This window comes from Vreelandella sp. 21 (assembly GCF_050995515.1).
Classification (GTDB): Bacteria; Pseudomonadota; Gammaproteobacteria; order Pseudomonadales; family Halomonadaceae; genus Vreelandella; species Vreelandella alkaliphila.
The window spans coordinates 2,654,101-2,672,458 of record NZ_CP194673.1 but is presented as its reverse complement, the minus strand read 5'-3'; the positions used below and the strand labels follow the sequence as shown (position 1 = coordinate 2,672,458).

Annotated in this window: 1 protein-coding gene (cut by a window edge); it reads left to right on the top strand. The window is 64.5% G+C overall.

Going from position 1 to position 18,358, the window contains the following annotated elements:
- A protein-coding gene (locus tag ACN06F_RS12350) for an Ig-like domain-containing protein (protein ID WP_433924009.1) crosses the window boundary here: on the top strand, positions 1 to 18,358 show its 3' portion. It extends 11,843 nt beyond the left edge of the window; the window shows 18,358 of its 30,201 coding nt (coding positions 11,844-30,201); its start codon lies off the left edge, out of view; its stop codon occupies positions 18,356 to 18,358.

The following is an 18,358-nucleotide window of genomic DNA, read 5'->3' as shown; positions in this document are numbered from 1 at the left end:
CGGCGACGGCAACCTGTCCGTGGCCGAAGCCCAAGCCACCGAACTGACCGGCACCACCACCAACGTGGAAGACGGCCAAGTGGTCACGCTGACGGTCACCGACAGCGCCGGTAACACCGCCGAGTTCACCGCCACGGTGACCGGCGGCACGTTCAGCACCACCGAAGACCTGACCGCGGAAGGGCTGGTCGACGGCACCATCACCGTGGTCGCCGACGTCACCGACCAAGCGGGTAACCCGGCCAGCGATAGCGAAAGCGCCACGCTAGATGCCGACAATGCCGATCTACCGACCATCGACCTGGCCGCCATCGGCGACGGCAACCTGTCCGTGGCCGAAGCCCAAGCCACCGAACTGACCGGCACCACCACCAACGTGGAAGACGGCCAAGTGGTCACGCTGACGGTCACCGACAGCGCCGGTAACACCGCCGAGTTCACCGCCACGGTGACCGGCGGCACGTTCAGCACCACCGAAGACCTGACCGCGGAAGGGCTGGTCGACGGCACCATCACCGTGGTCGCCGACGTCACCGACCAAGCGGGTAACCCGGCCAGCGATAGCGAAAGCGCCACGCTAGATGCCGACAATGCCGATCTACCGACCATCGACCTGGCCGCCATCGGCGACGGCAACCTGTCCGTGGCCGAAGCCCAAGCCACCGAACTGACCGGCACCACCACCAACGTGGAAGACGGCCAAGTGGTCACGCTGACGGTCACCGACAGCGCCGGTAACACCGCCGAGTTCACCGCCACGGTGACCGGCGGCACGTTCAGCACCACCGAAGACCTGACCGCGGAAGGGCTGGTCGACGGCACCATCACCGTGGTCGCCGACGTCACCGACCAAGCGGGTAACCCGGCCAGCGATAGCGAAAGCGCCACGCTAGATGCCGACAATGCCGATCTACCGACCATCGACCTGGCCGCCATCGGCGACGGCAACCTGTCCGTGGCCGAAGCCCAAGCCACCGAACTGACCGGCACCACCACCAACGTGGAAGACGGCCAAGTGGTCACGCTGACGGTCACCGACAGCGCCGGTAACACCGCCGAGTTCACCGCCACGGTGACCGGCGGCACGTTCAGCACCACCGAAGACCTGACCGCGGAAGGGCTGGTCGACGGCACCATCACCGTGGTCGCCGACGTCACCGACCAAGCGGGTAACCCGGCCAGCGATAGCGAAAGCGCCACGCTAGATGCCGACAATGCCGATCTACCGACCATCGACCTGGCCGCCATCGGCGACGGCAACCTGTCCGTGGCCGAAGCCCAAGCCACCGAACTGACCGGCACCACCACCAACGTGGAAGACGGCCAAGTGGTCACGCTGACGGTCACCGACAGCGCCGGTAACACCGCCGAGTTCACCGCCACGGTGACCGGCGGCACGTTCAGCACCACCGAAGACCTGACCGCGGAAGGGCTGGTCGACGGCACCATCACCGTGGTCGCCGACGTCACCGACCAAGCGGGTAACCCGGCCAGCGATAGCGAAAGCGCCACGCTAGATGCCGACAATGCCGATCTACCGACCATCGACCTGGCCGCCATCGGCGACGGCAACCTGTCCGTGGCCGAAGCCCAAGCCACCGAACTGACCGGCACCACCACCAACGTGGAAGACGGCCAAGTGGTCACGCTGACGGTCACCGACAGCGCCGGTAACACCGCCGAGTTCACCGCCACGGTGACCGGCGGCACGTTCAGCACCACCGAAGACCTGACCGCGGAAGGGCTGGTCGACGGCACCATCACCGTGGTCGCCGACGTCACCGACCAAGCGGGTAACCCGGCCAGCGATAGCGAAAGCGCCACGCTAGATGCCGACAATGCCGATCTACCGACCATCGACCTGGCCGCCATCGGCGACGGCAACCTGTCCGTGGCCGAAGCCCAAGCCACCGAACTGACCGGCACCACCACCAACGTGGAAGACGGCCAAGTGGTCACGCTGACGGTCACCGACAGCGCCGGTAACACCGCCGAGTTCACCGCCACGGTGACCGGCGGCACGTTCAGCACCACCGAAGACCTGACCGCGGAAGGGCTGGTCGACGGCACCATCACCGTGGTCGCCGACGTCACCGACCAAGCGGGTAACCCGGCCAGCGATAGCGAAAGCGCCACGCTAGATGCCGACAATGCCGATCTACCGACCATCGACCTGGCCGCCATCGGCGACGGCAACCTGTCCGTGGCCGAAGCCCAAGCCACCGAACTGACCGGCACCACCACCAACGTGGAAGACGGCCAAGTGGTCACGCTGACGGTCACCGACAGCGCCGGTAACACCGCCGAGTTCACCGCCACGGTGACCGGCGGCACGTTCAGCACCACCGAAGACCTGACCGCGGAAGGGCTGGTCGACGGCACCATCACCGTGGTCGCCGACGTCACCGACCAAGCGGGTAACCCGGCCAGCGATAGCGAAAGCGCCACGCTAGATGCCGACAATGCCGATCTACCGACCATCGACCTGGCCGCCATCGGCGACGGCAACCTGTCCGTGGCCGAAGCCCAAGCCACCGAACTGACCGGCACCACCACCAACGTGGAAGACGGCCAAGTGGTCACGCTGACGGTCACCGACAGCGCCGGTAACACCGCCGAGTTCACCGCCACGGTGACCGGCGGCACGTTCAGCACCACCGAAGACCTGACCGCGGAAGGGCTGGTCGACGGCACCATCACCGTGGTCGCCGACGTCACCGACCAAGCGGGTAACCCGGCCAGCGATAGCGAAAGCGCCACGCTAGATGCCGACAATGCCGATCTACCGACCATCGACCTGGCCGCCATCGGCGACGGCAACCTGTCCGTGGCCGAAGCCCAAGCCACCGAACTGACCGGCACCACCACCAACGTGGAAGACGGCCAAGTGGTCACGCTGACGGTCACCGACAGCGCCGGTAACACCGCCGAGTTCACCGCCACGGTGACCGGCGGCACGTTCAGCACCACCGAAGACCTGACCGCGGAAGGGCTGGTCGACGGCACCATCACCGTGGTCGCCGACGTCACCGACCAAGCGGGTAACCCGGCCAGCGATAGCGAAAGCGCCACGCTAGATGCCGACAATGCCGATCTACCGACCATCGACCTGGCCGCCATCGGCGACGGCAACCTGTCCGTGGCCGAAGCCCAAGCCACCGAACTGACCGGCACCACCACCAACGTGGAAGACGGCCAAGTGGTCACGCTGACGGTCACCGACAGCGCCGGTAACACCGCCGAGTTCACCGCCACGGTGACCGGCGGCACGTTCAGCACCACCGAAGACCTGACCGCGGAAGGGCTGGTCGACGGCACCATCACCGTGGTCGCCGACGTCACCGACCAAGCGGGTAACCCGGCCAGCGATAGCGAAAGCGCCACGCTAGATGCCGACAATGCCGATCTACCGACCATCGACCTGGCCGCCATCGGCGACGGCAACCTGTCCGTGGCCGAAGCCCAAGCCACCGAACTGACCGGCACCACCACCAACGTGGAAGACGGCCAAGTGGTCACGCTGACGGTCACCGACAGCGCCGGTAACACCGCCGAGTTCACCGCCACGGTGACCGGCGGCACGTTCAGCACCACCGAAGACCTGACCGCGGAAGGGCTGGTCGACGGCACCATCACCGTGGTCGCCGACGTCACCGACCAAGCGGGTAACCCGGCCAGCGATAGCGAAAGCGCCACGCTAGATGCCGACAATGCCGATCTACCGACCATCGACCTGGCCGCCATCGGCGACGGCAACCTGTCCGTGGCCGAAGCCCAAGCCACCGAACTGACCGGCACCACCACCAACGTGGAAGACGGCCAAGTGGTCACGCTGACGGTCACCGACAGCGCCGGTAACACCGCCGAGTTCACCGCCACGGTGACCGGCGGCACGTTCAGCACCACCGAAGACCTGACCGCGGAAGGGCTGGTCGACGGCACCATCACCGTGGTCGCCGACGTCACCGACCAAGCGGGTAACCCGGCCAGCGATAGCGAAAGCGCCACGCTAGATGCCGACAATGCCGATCTACCGACCATCGACCTGGCCGCCATCGGCGACGGCAACCTGTCCGTGGCCGAAGCCCAAGCCACCGAACTGACCGGCACCACCACCAACGTGGAAGACGGCCAAGTGGTCACGCTGACGGTCACCGACAGCGCCGGTAACACCGCCGAGTTCACCGCCACGGTGACCGGCGGCACGTTCAGCACCACCGAAGACCTGACCGCGGAAGGGCTGGTCGACGGCACCATCACCGTGGTCGCCGACGTCACCGACCAAGCGGGTAACCCGGCCAGCGATAGCGAAAGCGCCACGCTAGATGCCGACAATGCCGATCTACCGACCATCGACCTGGCCGCCATCGGCGACGGCAACCTGTCCGTGGCCGAAGCCCAAGCCACCGAACTGACCGGCACCACCACCAACGTGGAAGACGGCCAAGTGGTCACGCTGACGGTCACCGACAGCGCCGGTAACACCGCCGAGTTCACCGCCACGGTGACCGGCGGCACGTTCAGCACCACCGAAGACCTGACCGCGGAAGGGCTGGTCGACGGCACCATCACCGTGGTCGCCGACGTCACCGACCAAGCGGGTAACCCGGCCAGCGATAGCGAAAGCGCCACGCTAGATGCCGACAATGCCGATCTACCGACCATCGACCTGGCCGCCATCGGCGACGGCAACCTGTCCGTGGCCGAAGCCCAAGCCACCGAACTGACCGGCACCACCACCAACGTGGAAGACGGCCAAGTGGTCACGCTGACGGTCACCGACAGCGCCGGTAACACCGCCGAGTTCACCGCCACGGTGACCGGCGGCACGTTCAGCACCACCGAAGACCTGACCGCGGAAGGGCTGGTCGACGGCACCATCACCGTGGTCGCCGACGTCACCGACCAAGCGGGTAACCCGGCCAGCGATAGCGAAAGCGCCACGCTAGATGCCGACAATGCCGATCTACCGACCATCGACCTGGCCGCCATCGGCGACGGCAACCTGTCCGTGGCCGAAGCCCAAGCCACCGAACTGACCGGCACCACCACCAACGTGGAAGACGGCCAAGTGGTCACGCTGACGGTCACCGACAGCGCCGGTAACACCGCCGAGTTCACCGCCACGGTGACCGGCGGCACGTTCAGCACCACCGAAGACCTGACCGCGGAAGGGCTGGTCGACGGCACCATCACCGTGGTCGCCGACGTCACCGACCAAGCGGGTAACCCGGCCAGCGATAGCGAAAGCGCCACGCTAGATGCCGACAATGCCGATCTACCGACCATCGACCTGGCCGCCATCGGCGACGGCAACCTGTCCGTGGCCGAAGCCCAAGCCACCGAACTGACCGGCACCACCACCAACGTGGAAGACGGCCAAGTGGTCACGCTGACGGTCACCGACAGCGCCGGTAACACCGCCGAGTTCACCGCCACGGTGACCGGCGGCACGTTCAGCACCACCGAAGACCTGACCGCGGAAGGGCTGGTCGACGGCACCATCACCGTGGTCGCCGACGTCACCGACCAAGCGGGTAACCCGGCCAGCGATAGCGAAAGCGCCACGCTAGATGCCGACAATGCCGATCTACCGACCATCGACCTGGCCGCCATCGGCGACGGCAACCTGTCCGTGGCCGAAGCCCAAGCCACCGAACTGACCGGCACCACCACCAACGTGGAAGACGGCCAAGTGGTCACGCTGACGGTCACCGACAGCGCCGGTAACACCGCCGAGTTCACCGCCACGGTGACCGGCGGCACGTTCAGCACCACCGAAGACCTGACCGCGGAAGGGCTGGTCGACGGCACCATCACCGTGGTCGCCGACGTCACCGACCAAGCGGGTAACCCGGCCAGCGATAGCGAAAGCGCCACGCTAGATGCCGACAATGCCGATCTACCGACCATCGACCTGGCCGCCATCGGCGACGGCAACCTGTCCGTGGCCGAAGCCCAAGCCACCGAACTGACCGGCACCACCACCAACGTGGAAGACGGCCAAGTGGTCACGCTGACGGTCACCGACAGCGCCGGTAACACCGCCGAGTTCACCGCCACGGTGACCGGCGGCACGTTCAGCACCACCGAAGACCTGACCGCGGAAGGGCTGGTCGACGGCACCATCACCGTGGTCGCCGACGTCACCGACCAAGCGGGTAACCCGGCCAGCGATAGCGAAAGCGCCACGCTAGATGCCGACAATGCCGATCTACCGACCATCGACCTGGCCGCCATCGGCGACGGCAACCTGTCCGTGGCCGAAGCCCAAGCCACCGAACTGACCGGCACCACCACCAACGTGGAAGACGGCCAAGTGGTCACGCTGACGGTCACCGACAGCGCCGGTAACACCGCCGAGTTCACCGCCACGGTGACCGGCGGCACGTTCAGCACCACCGAAGACCTGACCGCGGAAGGGCTGGTCGACGGCACCATCACCGTGGTCGCCGACGTCACCGACCAAGCGGGTAACCCGGCCAGCGATAGCGAAAGCGCCACGCTAGATGCCGACAATGCCGATCTACCGACCATCGACCTGGCCGCCATCGGCGACGGCAACCTGTCCGTGGCCGAAGCCCAAGCCACCGAACTGACCGGCACCACCACCAACGTGGAAGACGGCCAAGTGGTCACGCTGACGGTCACCGACAGCGCCGGTAACACCGCCGAGTTCACCGCCACGGTGACCGGCGGCACGTTCAGCACCACCGAAGACCTGACCGCGGAAGGGCTGGTCGACGGCACCATCACCGTGGTCGCCGACGTCACCGACCAAGCGGGTAACCCGGCCAGCGATAGCGAAAGCGCCACGCTAGATGCCGACAATGCCGATCTACCGACCATCGACCTGGCCGCCATCGGCGACGGCAACCTGTCCGTGGCCGAAGCCCAAGCCACCGAACTGACCGGCACCACCACCAACGTGGAAGACGGCCAAGTGGTCACGCTGACGGTCACCGACAGCGCCGGTAACACCGCCGAGTTCACCGCCACGGTGACCGGCGGCACGTTCAGCACCACCGAAGACCTGACCGCGGAAGGGCTGGTCGACGGCACCATCACCGTGGTCGCCGACGTCACCGACCAAGCGGGTAACCCGGCCAGCGATAGCGAAAGCGCCACGCTAGATGCCGACAATGCCGATCTACCGACCATCGACCTGGCCGCCATCGGCGACGGCAACCTGTCCGTGGCCGAAGCCCAAGCCACCGAACTGACCGGCACCACCACCAACGTGGAAGACGGCCAAGTGGTCACGCTGACGGTCACCGACAGCGCCGGTAACACCGCCGAGTTCACCGCCACGGTGACCGGCGGCACGTTCAGCACCACCGAAGACCTGACCGCGGAAGGGCTGGTCGACGGCACCATCACCGTGGTCGCCGACGTCACCGACCAAGCGGGTAACCCGGCCAGCGATAGCGAAAGCGCCACGCTAGATGCCGACAATGCCGATCTACCGACCATCGACCTGGCCGCCATCGGCGACGGCAACCTGTCCGTGGCCGAAGCCCAAGCCACCGAACTGACCGGCACCACCACCAACGTGGAAGACGGCCAAGTGGTCACGCTGACGGTCACCGACAGCGCCGGTAACACCGCCGAGTTCACCGCCACGGTGACCGGCGGCACGTTCAGCACCACCGAAGACCTGACCGCGGAAGGGCTGGTCGACGGCACCATCACCGTGGTCGCCGACGTCACCGACCAAGCGGGTAACCCGGCCAGCGATAGCGAAAGCGCCACGCTAGATGCCGACAATGCCGATCTACCGACCATCGACCTGGCCGCCATCGGCGACGGCAACCTGTCCGTGGCCGAAGCCCAAGCCACCGAACTGACCGGCACCACCACCAACGTGGAAGACGGCCAAGTGGTCACGCTGACGGTCACCGACAGCGCCGGTAACACCGCCGAGTTCACCGCCACGGTGACCGGCGGCACGTTCAGCACCACCGAAGACCTGACCGCGGAAGGGCTGGTCGACGGCACCATCACCGTGGTCGCCGACGTCACCGACCAAGCGGGTAACCCGGCCAGCGATAGCGAAAGCGCCACGCTAGATGCCGACAATGCCGATCTACCGACCATCGACCTGGCCGCCATCGGCGACGGCAACCTGTCCGTGGCCGAAGCCCAAGCCACCGAACTGACCGGCACCACCACCAACGTGGAAGACGGCCAAGTGGTCACGCTGACGGTCACCGACAGCGCCGGTAACACCGCCGAGTTCACCGCCACGGTGACCGGCGGCACGTTCAGCACCACCGAAGACCTGACCGCGGAAGGGCTGGTCGACGGCACCATCACCGTGGTCGCCGACGTCACCGACCAAGCGGGTAACCCGGCCAGCGATAGCGAAAGCGCCACGCTAGATGCCGACAATGCCGATCTACCGACCATCGACCTGGCCGCCATCGGCGACGGCAACCTGTCCGTGGCCGAAGCCCAAGCCACCGAACTGACCGGCACCACCACCAACGTGGAAGACGGCCAAGTGGTCACGCTGACGGTCACCGACAGCGCCGGTAACACCGCCGAGTTCACCGCCACGGTGACCGGCGGCACGTTCAGCACCACCGAAGACCTGACCGCGGAAGGGCTGGTCGACGGCACCATCACCGTGGTCGCCGACGTCACCGACCAAGCGGGTAACCCGGCCAGCGATAGCGAAAGCGCCACGCTAGATGCCGACAATGCCGATCTACCGACCATCGACCTGGCCGCCATCGGCGACGGCAACCTGTCCGTGGCCGAAGCCCAAGCCACCGAACTGACCGGCACCACCACCAACGTGGAAGACGGCCAAGTGGTCACGCTGACGGTCACCGACAGCGCCGGTAACACCGCCGAGTTCACCGCCACGGTGACCGGCGGCACGTTCAGCACCACCGAAGACCTGACCGCGGAAGGGCTGGTCGACGGCACCATCACCGTGGTCGCCGACGTCACCGACCAAGCGGGTAACCCGGCCAGCGATAGCGAAAGCGCCACGCTAGATGCCGACAATGCCGATCTACCGACCATCGACCTGGCCGCCATCGGCGACGGCAACCTGTCCGTGGCCGAAGCCCAAGCCACCGAACTGACCGGCACCACCACCAACGTGGAAGACGGCCAAGTGGTCACGCTGACGGTCACCGACAGCGCCGGTAACACCGCCGAGTTCACCGCCACGGTGACCGGCGGCACGTTCAGCACCACCGAAGACCTGACCGCGGAAGGGCTGGTCGACGGCACCATCACCGTGGTCGCCGACGTCACCGACCAAGCGGGTAACCCGGCCAGCGATAGCGAAAGCGCCACGCTAGATGCCGACAATGCCGATCTACCGACCATCGACCTGGCCGCCATCGGCGACGGCAACCTGTCCGTGGCCGAAGCCCAAGCCACCGAACTGACCGGCACCACCACCAACGTGGAAGACGGCCAAGTGGTCACGCTGACGGTCACCGACAGCGCCGGTAACACCGCCGAGTTCACCGCCACGGTGACCGGCGGCACGTTCAGCACCACCGAAGACCTGACCGCGGAAGGGCTGGTCGACGGCACCATCACCGTGGTCGCCGACGTCACCGACCAAGCGGGTAACCCGGCCAGCGATAGCGAAAGCGCCACGCTAGATGCCGACAATGCCGATCTACCGACCATCGACCTGGCCGCCATCGGCGACGGCAACCTGTCCGTGGCCGAAGCCCAAGCCACCGAACTGACCGGCACCACCACCAACGTGGAAGACGGCCAAGTGGTCACGCTGACGGTCACCGACAGCGCCGGTAACACCGCCGAGTTCACCGCCACGGTGACCGGCGGCACGTTCAGCACCACCGAAGACCTGACCGCGGAAGGGCTGGTCGACGGCACCATCACCGTGGTCGCCGACGTCACCGACCAAGCGGGTAACCCGGCCAGCGATAGCGAAAGCGCCACGCTAGATGCCGACAATGCCGATCTACCGACCATCGACCTGGCCGCCATCGGCGACGGCAACCTGTCCGTGGCCGAAGCCCAAGCCACCGAACTGACCGGCACCACCACCAACGTGGAAGACGGCCAAGTGGTCACGCTGACGGTCACCGACAGCGCCGGTAACACCGCCGAGTTCACCGCCACGGTGACCGGCGGCACGTTCAGCACCACCGAAGACCTGACCGCGGAAGGGCTGGTCGACGGCACCATCACCGTGGTCGCCGACGTCACCGACCAAGCGGGTAACCCGGCCAGCGATAGCGAAAGCGCCACGCTAGATGCCGACAATGCCGATCTACCGACCATCGACCTGGCCGCCATCGGCGACGGCAACCTGTCCGTGGCCGAAGCCCAAGCCACCGAACTGACCGGCACCACCACCAACGTGGAAGACGGCCAAGTGGTCACGCTGACGGTCACCGACAGCGCCGGTAACACCGCCGAGTTCACCGCCACGGTGACCGGCGGCACGTTCAGCACCACCGAAGACCTGACCGCGGAAGGGCTGGTCGACGGCACCATCACCGTGGTCGCCGACGTCACCGACCAAGCGGGTAACCCGGCCAGCGATAGCGAAAGCGCCACGCTAGATGCCGACAATGCCGATCTACCGACCATCGACCTGGCCGCCATCGGCGACGGCAACCTGTCCGTGGCCGAAGCCCAAGCCACCGAACTGACCGGCACCACCACCAACGTGGAAGACGGCCAAGTGGTCACGCTGACGGTCACCGACAGCGCCGGTAACACCGCCGAGTTCACCGCCACGGTGACCGGCGGCACGTTCAGCACCACCGAAGACCTGACCGCGGAAGGGCTGGTCGACGGCACCATCACCGTGGTCGCCGACGTCACCGACCAAGCGGGTAACCCGGCCAGCGATAGCGAAAGCGCCACGCTAGATGCCGACAATGCCGATCTACCGACCATCGACCTGGCCGCCATCGGCGACGGCAACCTGTCCGTGGCCGAAGCCCAAGCCACCGAACTGACCGGCACCACCACCAACGTGGAAGACGGCCAAGTGGTCACGCTGACGGTCACCGACAGCGCCGGTAACACCGCCGAGTTCACCGCCACGGTGACCGGCGGCACGTTCAGCACCACCGAAGACCTGACCGCGGAAGGGCTGGTCGACGGCACCATCACCGTGGTCGCCGACGTCACCGACCAAGCGGGTAACCCGGCCAGCGATAGCGAAAGCGCCACGCTAGATGCCGACAATGCCGATCTACCGACCATCGACCTGGCCGCCATCGGCGACGGCAACCTGTCCGTGGCCGAAGCCCAAGCCACCGAACTGACCGGCACCACCACCAACGTGGAAGACGGCCAAGTGGTCACGCTGACGGTCACCGACAGCGCCGGTAACACCGCCGAGTTCACCGCCACGGTGACCGGCGGCACGTTCAGCACCACCGAAGACCTGACCGCGGAAGGGCTGGTCGACGGCACCATCACCGTGGTCGCCGACGTCACCGACCAAGCGGGTAACCCGGCCAGCGATAGCGAAAGCGCCACGCTAGATGCCGACAATGCCGATCTACCGACCATCGACCTGGCCGCCATCGGCGACGGCAACCTGTCCGTGGCCGAAGCCCAAGCCACCGAACTGACCGGCACCACCACCAACGTGGAAGACGGCCAAGTGGTCACGCTGACGGTCACCGACAGCGCCGGTAACACCGCCGAGTTCACCGCCACGGTGACCGGCGGCACGTTCAGCACCACCGAAGACCTGACCGCGGAAGGGCTGGTCGACGGCACCATCACCGTGGTCGCCGACGTCACCGACCAAGCGGGTAACCCGGCCAGCGATAGCGAAAGCGCCACGCTAGATGCCGACAATGCCGATCTACCGACCATCGACCTGGCCGCCATCGGCGACGGCAACCTGTCCGTGGCCGAAGCCCAAGCCACCGAACTGACCGGCACCACCACCAACGTGGAAGACGGCCAAGTGGTCACGCTGACGGTCACCGACAGCGCCGGTAACACCGCCGAGTTCACCGCCACGGTGACCGGCGGCACGTTCAGCACCACCGAAGACCTGACCGCGGAAGGGCTGGTCGACGGCACCATCACCGTGGTCGCCGACGTCACCGACCAAGCGGGTAACCCGGCCAGCGATAGCGAAAGCGCCACGCTAGATGCCGACAATGCCGATCTACCGACCATCGACCTGGCCGCCATCGGCGACGGCAACCTGTCCGTGGCCGAAGCCCAAGCCACCGAACTGACCGGCACCACCACCAACGTGGAAGACGGCCAAGTGGTCACGCTGACGGTCACCGACAGCGCCGGTAACACCGCCGAGTTCACCGCCACGGTGACCGGCGGCACGTTCAGCACCACCGAAGACCTGACCGCGGAAGGGCTGGTCGACGGCACCATCACCGTGGTCGCCGACGTCACCGACCAAGCGGGTAACCCGGCCAGCGATAGCGAAAGCGCCACGCTAGATGCCGACAATGCCGATCTACCGACCATCGACCTGGCCGCCATCGGCGACGGCAACCTGTCCGTGGCCGAAGCCCAAGCCACCGAACTGACCGGCACCACCACCAACGTGGAAGACGGCCAAGTGGTCACGCTGACGGTCACCGACAGCGCCGGTAACACCGCCGAGTTCACCGCCACGGTGACCGGCGGCACGTTCAGCACCACCGAAGACCTGACCGCGGAAGGGCTGGTCGACGGCACCATCACCGTGGTCGCCGACGTCACCGACCAAGCGGGTAACCCGGCCAGCGATAGCGAAAGCGCCACGCTAGATGCCGACAATGCCGATCTACCGACCATCGACCTGGCCGCCATCGGCGACGGCAACCTGTCCGTGGCCGAAGCCCAAGCCACCGAACTGACCGGCACCACCACCAACGTGGAAGACGGCCAAGTGGTCACGCTGACGGTCACCGACAGCGCCGGTAACACCGCCGAGTTCACCGCCACGGTGACCGGCGGCACGTTCAGCACCACCGAAGACCTGACCGCGGAAGGGCTGGTCGACGGCACCATCACCGTGGTCGCCGACGTCACCGACCAAGCGGGTAACCCGGCCAGCGATAGCGAAAGCGCCACGCTAGATGCCGACAATGCCGATCTACCGACCATCGACCTGGCCGCCATCGGCGACGGCAACCTGTCCGTGGCCGAAGCCCAAGCCACCGAACTGACCGGCACCACCACCAACGTGGAAGACGGCCAAGTGGTCACGCTGACGGTCACCGACAGCGCCGGTAACACCGCCGAGTTCACCGCCACGGTGACCGGCGGCACGTTCAGCACCACCGAAGACCTGACCGCGGAAGGGCTGGTCGACGGCACCATCACCGTGGTCGCCGACGTCACCGACCAAGCGGGTAACCCGGCCAGCGATAGCGAAAGCGCCACGCTAGATGCCGACAATGCCGATCTACCGACCATCGACCTGGCCGCCATCGGCGACGGCAACCTGTCCGTGGCCGAAGCCCAAGCCACCGAACTGACCGGCACCACCACCAACGTGGAAGACGGCCAAGTGGTCACGCTGACGGTCACCGACAGCGCCGGTAACACCGCCGAGTTCACCGCCACGGTGACCGGCGGCACGTTCAGCACCACCGAAGACCTGACCGCGGAAGGGCTGGTCGACGGCACCATCACCGTGGTCGCCGACGTCACCGACCAAGCGGGTAACCCGGCCAGCGATAGCGAAAGCGCCACGCTAGATGCCGACAATGCCGATCTACCGACCATCGACCTGGCCGCCATCGGCGACGGCAACCTGTCCGTGGCCGAAGCCCAAGCCACCGAACTGACCGGCACCACCACCAACGTGGAAGACGGCCAAGTGGTCACGCTGACGGTCACCGACAGCGCCGGTAACACCGCCGAGTTCACCGCCACGGTGACCGGCGGCACGTTCAGCACCACCGAAGACCTGACCGCGGAAGGGCTGGTCGACGGCACCATCACCGTGGTCGCCGACGTCACCGACCAAGCGGGTAACCCGGCCAGCGATAGCGAAAGCGCCACGCTAGATGCCGACAATGCCGATCTACCGACCATCGACCTGGCCGCCATCGGCGACGGCAACCTGTCCGTGGCCGAAGCCCAAGCCACCGAACTGACCGGCACCACCACCAACGTGGAAGACGGCCAAGTGGTCACGCTGACGGTCACCGACAGCGCCGGTAACACCGCCGAGTTCACCGCCACGGTGACCGGCGGCACGTTCAGCACCACCGAAGACCTGACCGCGGAAGGGCTGGTCGACGGCACCATCACCGTGGTCGCCGACGTCACCGACCAAGCGGGTAACCCGGCCAGCGATAGCGAAAGCGCCACGCTAGATGCCGACAATGCCGATCTACCGACCATCGACCTGGCCGCCATCGGCGACGGCAACCTGTCCGTGGCCGAAGCCCAAGCCACCGAACTGACCGGCACCACCACCAACGTGGAAGACGGCCAAGTGGTCACGCTGACGGTCACCGACAGCGCCGGTAACACCGCCGAGTTCACCGCCACGGTGACCGGCGGCACGTTCAGCACCACCGAAGACCTGACCGCGGAAGGGCTGGTCGACGGCACCATCACCGTGGTCGCCGACGTCACCGACCAAGCGGGTAACCCGGCCAGCGATAGCGAAAGCGCCACGCTAGATGCCGACAATGCCGATCTACCGACCATCGACCTGGCCGCCATCGGCGACGGCAACCTGTCCGTGGCCGAAGCCCAAGCCACCGAACTGACCGGCACCACCACCAACGTGGAAGACGGCCAAGTGGTCACGCTGACGGTCACCGACAGCGCCGGTAACACCGCCGAGTTCACCGCCACGGTGACCGGCGGCACGTTCAGCACCACCGAAGACCTGACCGCGGAAGGGCTGGTCGACGGCACCATCACCGTGGTCGCCGACGTCACCGACCAAGCGGGTAACCCGGCCAGCGATAGCGAAAGCGCCACGCTAGATGCCGACAATGCCGATCTACCGACCATCGACCTGGCCGCCATCGGCGACGGCAACCTGTCCGTGGCCGAAGCCCAAGCCACCGAACTGACCGGCACCACCACCAACGTGGAAGACGGCCAAGTGGTCACGCTGACGGTCACCGACAGCGCCGGTAACACCGCCGAGTTCACCGCCACGGTGACCGGCGGCACGTTCAGCACCACCGAAGACCTGACCGCGGAAGGGCTGGTCGACGGCACCATCACCGTGGTCGCCGACGTCACCGACCAAGCGGGTAACCCGGCCAGCGATAGCGAAAGCGCCACGCTAGATGCCGACAATGCCGATCTACCGACCATCGACCTGGCCGCCATCGGCGACGGCAACCTGTCCGTGGCCGAAGCCCAAGCCACCGAACTGACCGGCACCACCACCAACGTGGAAGACGGCCAAGTGGTCACGCTGACGGTCACCGACAGCGCCGGTAACACCGCCGAGTTCACCGCCACGGTGACCGGCGGCACGTTCAGCACCACCGAAGACCTGACCGCGGAAGGGCTGGTCGACGGCACCATCACCGTGGTCGCCGACGTCACCGACCAAGCGGGTAACCCGGCCAGCGATAGCGAAAGCGCCACGCTAGATGCCGACAATGCCGATCTACCGACCATCGACCTGGCCGCCATCGGCGACGGCAACCTGTCCGTGGCCGAAGCCCAAGCCACCGAACTGACCGGCACCACCACCAACGTGGAAGACGGCCAAGTGGTCACGCTGACGGTCACCGACAGCGCCGGTAACACCGCCGAGTTCACCGCCACGGTGACCGGCGGCACGTTCAGCACCACCGAAGACCTGACCGCGGAAGGGCTGGTCGACGGCACCATCACCGTGGTCGCCGACGTCACCGACCAAGCGGGTAACCCGGCCAGCGATAGCGAAAGCGCCACGCTAGATGCCGACAATGCCGATCTACCGACCATCGACCTGGCCGCCATCGGCGACGGCAACCTGTCCGTGGCCGAAGCCCAAGCCACCGAACTGACCGGCACCACCACCAACGTGGAAGACGGCCAAGTGGTCACGCTGACGGTCACCGACAGCGCCGGTAACACCGCCGAGTTCACCGCCACGGTGACCGGCGGCACGTTCAGCACCACCGAAGACCTGACCGCGGAAGGGCTGGTCGACGGCACCATCACCGTGGTCGCCGACGTCACCGACCAAGCGGGTAACCCGGCCAGCGATAGCGAAAGCGCCACGCTGGATAGTGTTGAACCATTAGTGCAGGTCTCGCTCCTAGGAGCGGGTGAAGACGATGTCTACAACATCGACGAAATTGCTGTTGGCGAGCCTAATAGCGTAGAAGCCTTAGTGACGTTCCAAGCAGGTACTAAGGTTGGCGATACGTTGGTCGTTAAAGATGCGGGCGGTAATACGCTGACCACCGTAGTGCTGGATCAGGAAGACATTAATAACGGTGTTAGTGTTGGGGTAGCTGTGAGCGAAGGTGCGACTAACGTAAGTGTTAGTGCCACGGTCACGGATCCTGCGGGCAATAGCGCCAGTGATGACGACAGTAAAGACGTCGCCAATGTAGCTCCAGAAGCCACGATCACGATAGATGCGCTCTTTGGTGGGGATGACTTCCTGAGCAATAGTGAGTCTAACGAAGAGCACTCAATCAGTGGTTCCGTTGGTGGAGATGCGAAAGCTGGTGATACGGTTGAAGTCACGGTTGGCGGGGAGACTTATGTCACGCAAGTCAATCCAGATGGCAGCTCGTGGGTAGTGAATGTTTCCAGTGATAAAGTGGCTGGGCTATCTTCCGGAGATGTGACCGCTAATGTGGTAGGAAATGACCAATTTGGTAATGCCTATGAGGCAGAGACTGATCGGCCATTTGAAGTTCAGCCATCTTCGTCGCTCAATTTAGGAGGAAACGGCGATGACACAATTGAAAGTGGCGGCGGCGACGATGTCGTCTTAGGTGACCGTGGAGGGAAGGTCACGATTGTAGACCCCGCCACTAACTACAACATTTCCTTGATCGTTGATACGTCCGGGAGTATGGATAACGCATCTGGCACTCCAGGATTAGATAGAATGGAGCTGACAAAGCAAGCATTGACCCAATTGGCTCATCAGTTGAAAGATCATGAAGGAACTATCAATGTTCAGCTAGCTCCCTTTGCTAGAGATGCAGGCAGTGGCGTCACTATCGAAAACCTGAATGCCAGTAATGTTCAGAGTCTTATTGATGCTATTGATGATCTCGACGCCAATGGTGGAACCAACTATATGGCTGGTTTCCAGAAAGCTGCTGATTGGTTTAATCAGCAGAATGCTAAACCTGATGCTGCTGACTTCGAAAATCTTAGTTACTTCTTAACCGATGGTGACCCGACCTTCTACTATAACTCCTGGGGTGGCGTGAGTGGTCCAGGTAGCTCAACTAATTACGACGTGTTCAAAGCTTCTGTGGATGCCTTTGCCGCACTTTCAGGCCTAAGCTCCGTCAATGCTATCGGTATCGGATCTGGAGTCTCTGAGGATTATCTCAAGTTCTTTGATAATACCGATTTATCTGGAACTGCTACGGAATGGTTTTACAGCCGTTGGAGTGGCTGGCAGGGTGTTACTGGTCCTACTGGCGAGGTTGATATCGTCAATAACGCCGAAGATCTAGCAGCTGCTTTGGAGGGTAGTTCCGAGTTCGATGAGCTTGAATCTCTGGGCGATGACATTATTACTGGAGGGAAGGGAGATGACATTATCTTCGGTGATGCTATCAATACTGACCACCTCCAATGGACGAACCAAGACACAGGCACTTTATTTGCTGCAGGAAGTCACGACGGCTTGGGTTATCAAGGGCTGCGAGAGTTCCTGAAGTGGGAAGTTAATAATGGAGCAGTGCCTAATGATGACCAGATTCTCGATTATGTTAGAGAAAACTGGGAATCCTTAATCGATACTGTTCGTACTGATGGTGGTGCTAATACTATCGACGGTGGTGCTGGTAGCGATATCTTGATTGGTGGCGCTGGTAACGACACCCTCATTGGTGGCGAAGGTAACGATCTGCTCTTCGGTGGCCTAGGCGCTGACACCTTCAAGTGGGAGTTAAATGACCAGGGCACTGCGGATAATCCTGCCATTGATACAGTGATGGACTTCAACGCGGGTGAAGGCGATAAACTGGATATTGGTGAGTTATTGGATTATGAAAACGGTGACTCGCTAGATGCCTATATTGTCGCGGAAGAAGACAGCGGTGATACAGTGCTGTATGTCAACTCTGAAGGGGGCTTGGCAGGCGATAAAGAGAATGCTGATCAAGTTATTCGTTTAGAGGGTAAGAGCTTCTCTGACTTTGGTGGTGGCGGATCACAGGATGTAATCCTCCATATGATCCAAAATGGAAAGCTAGATATCGAATAA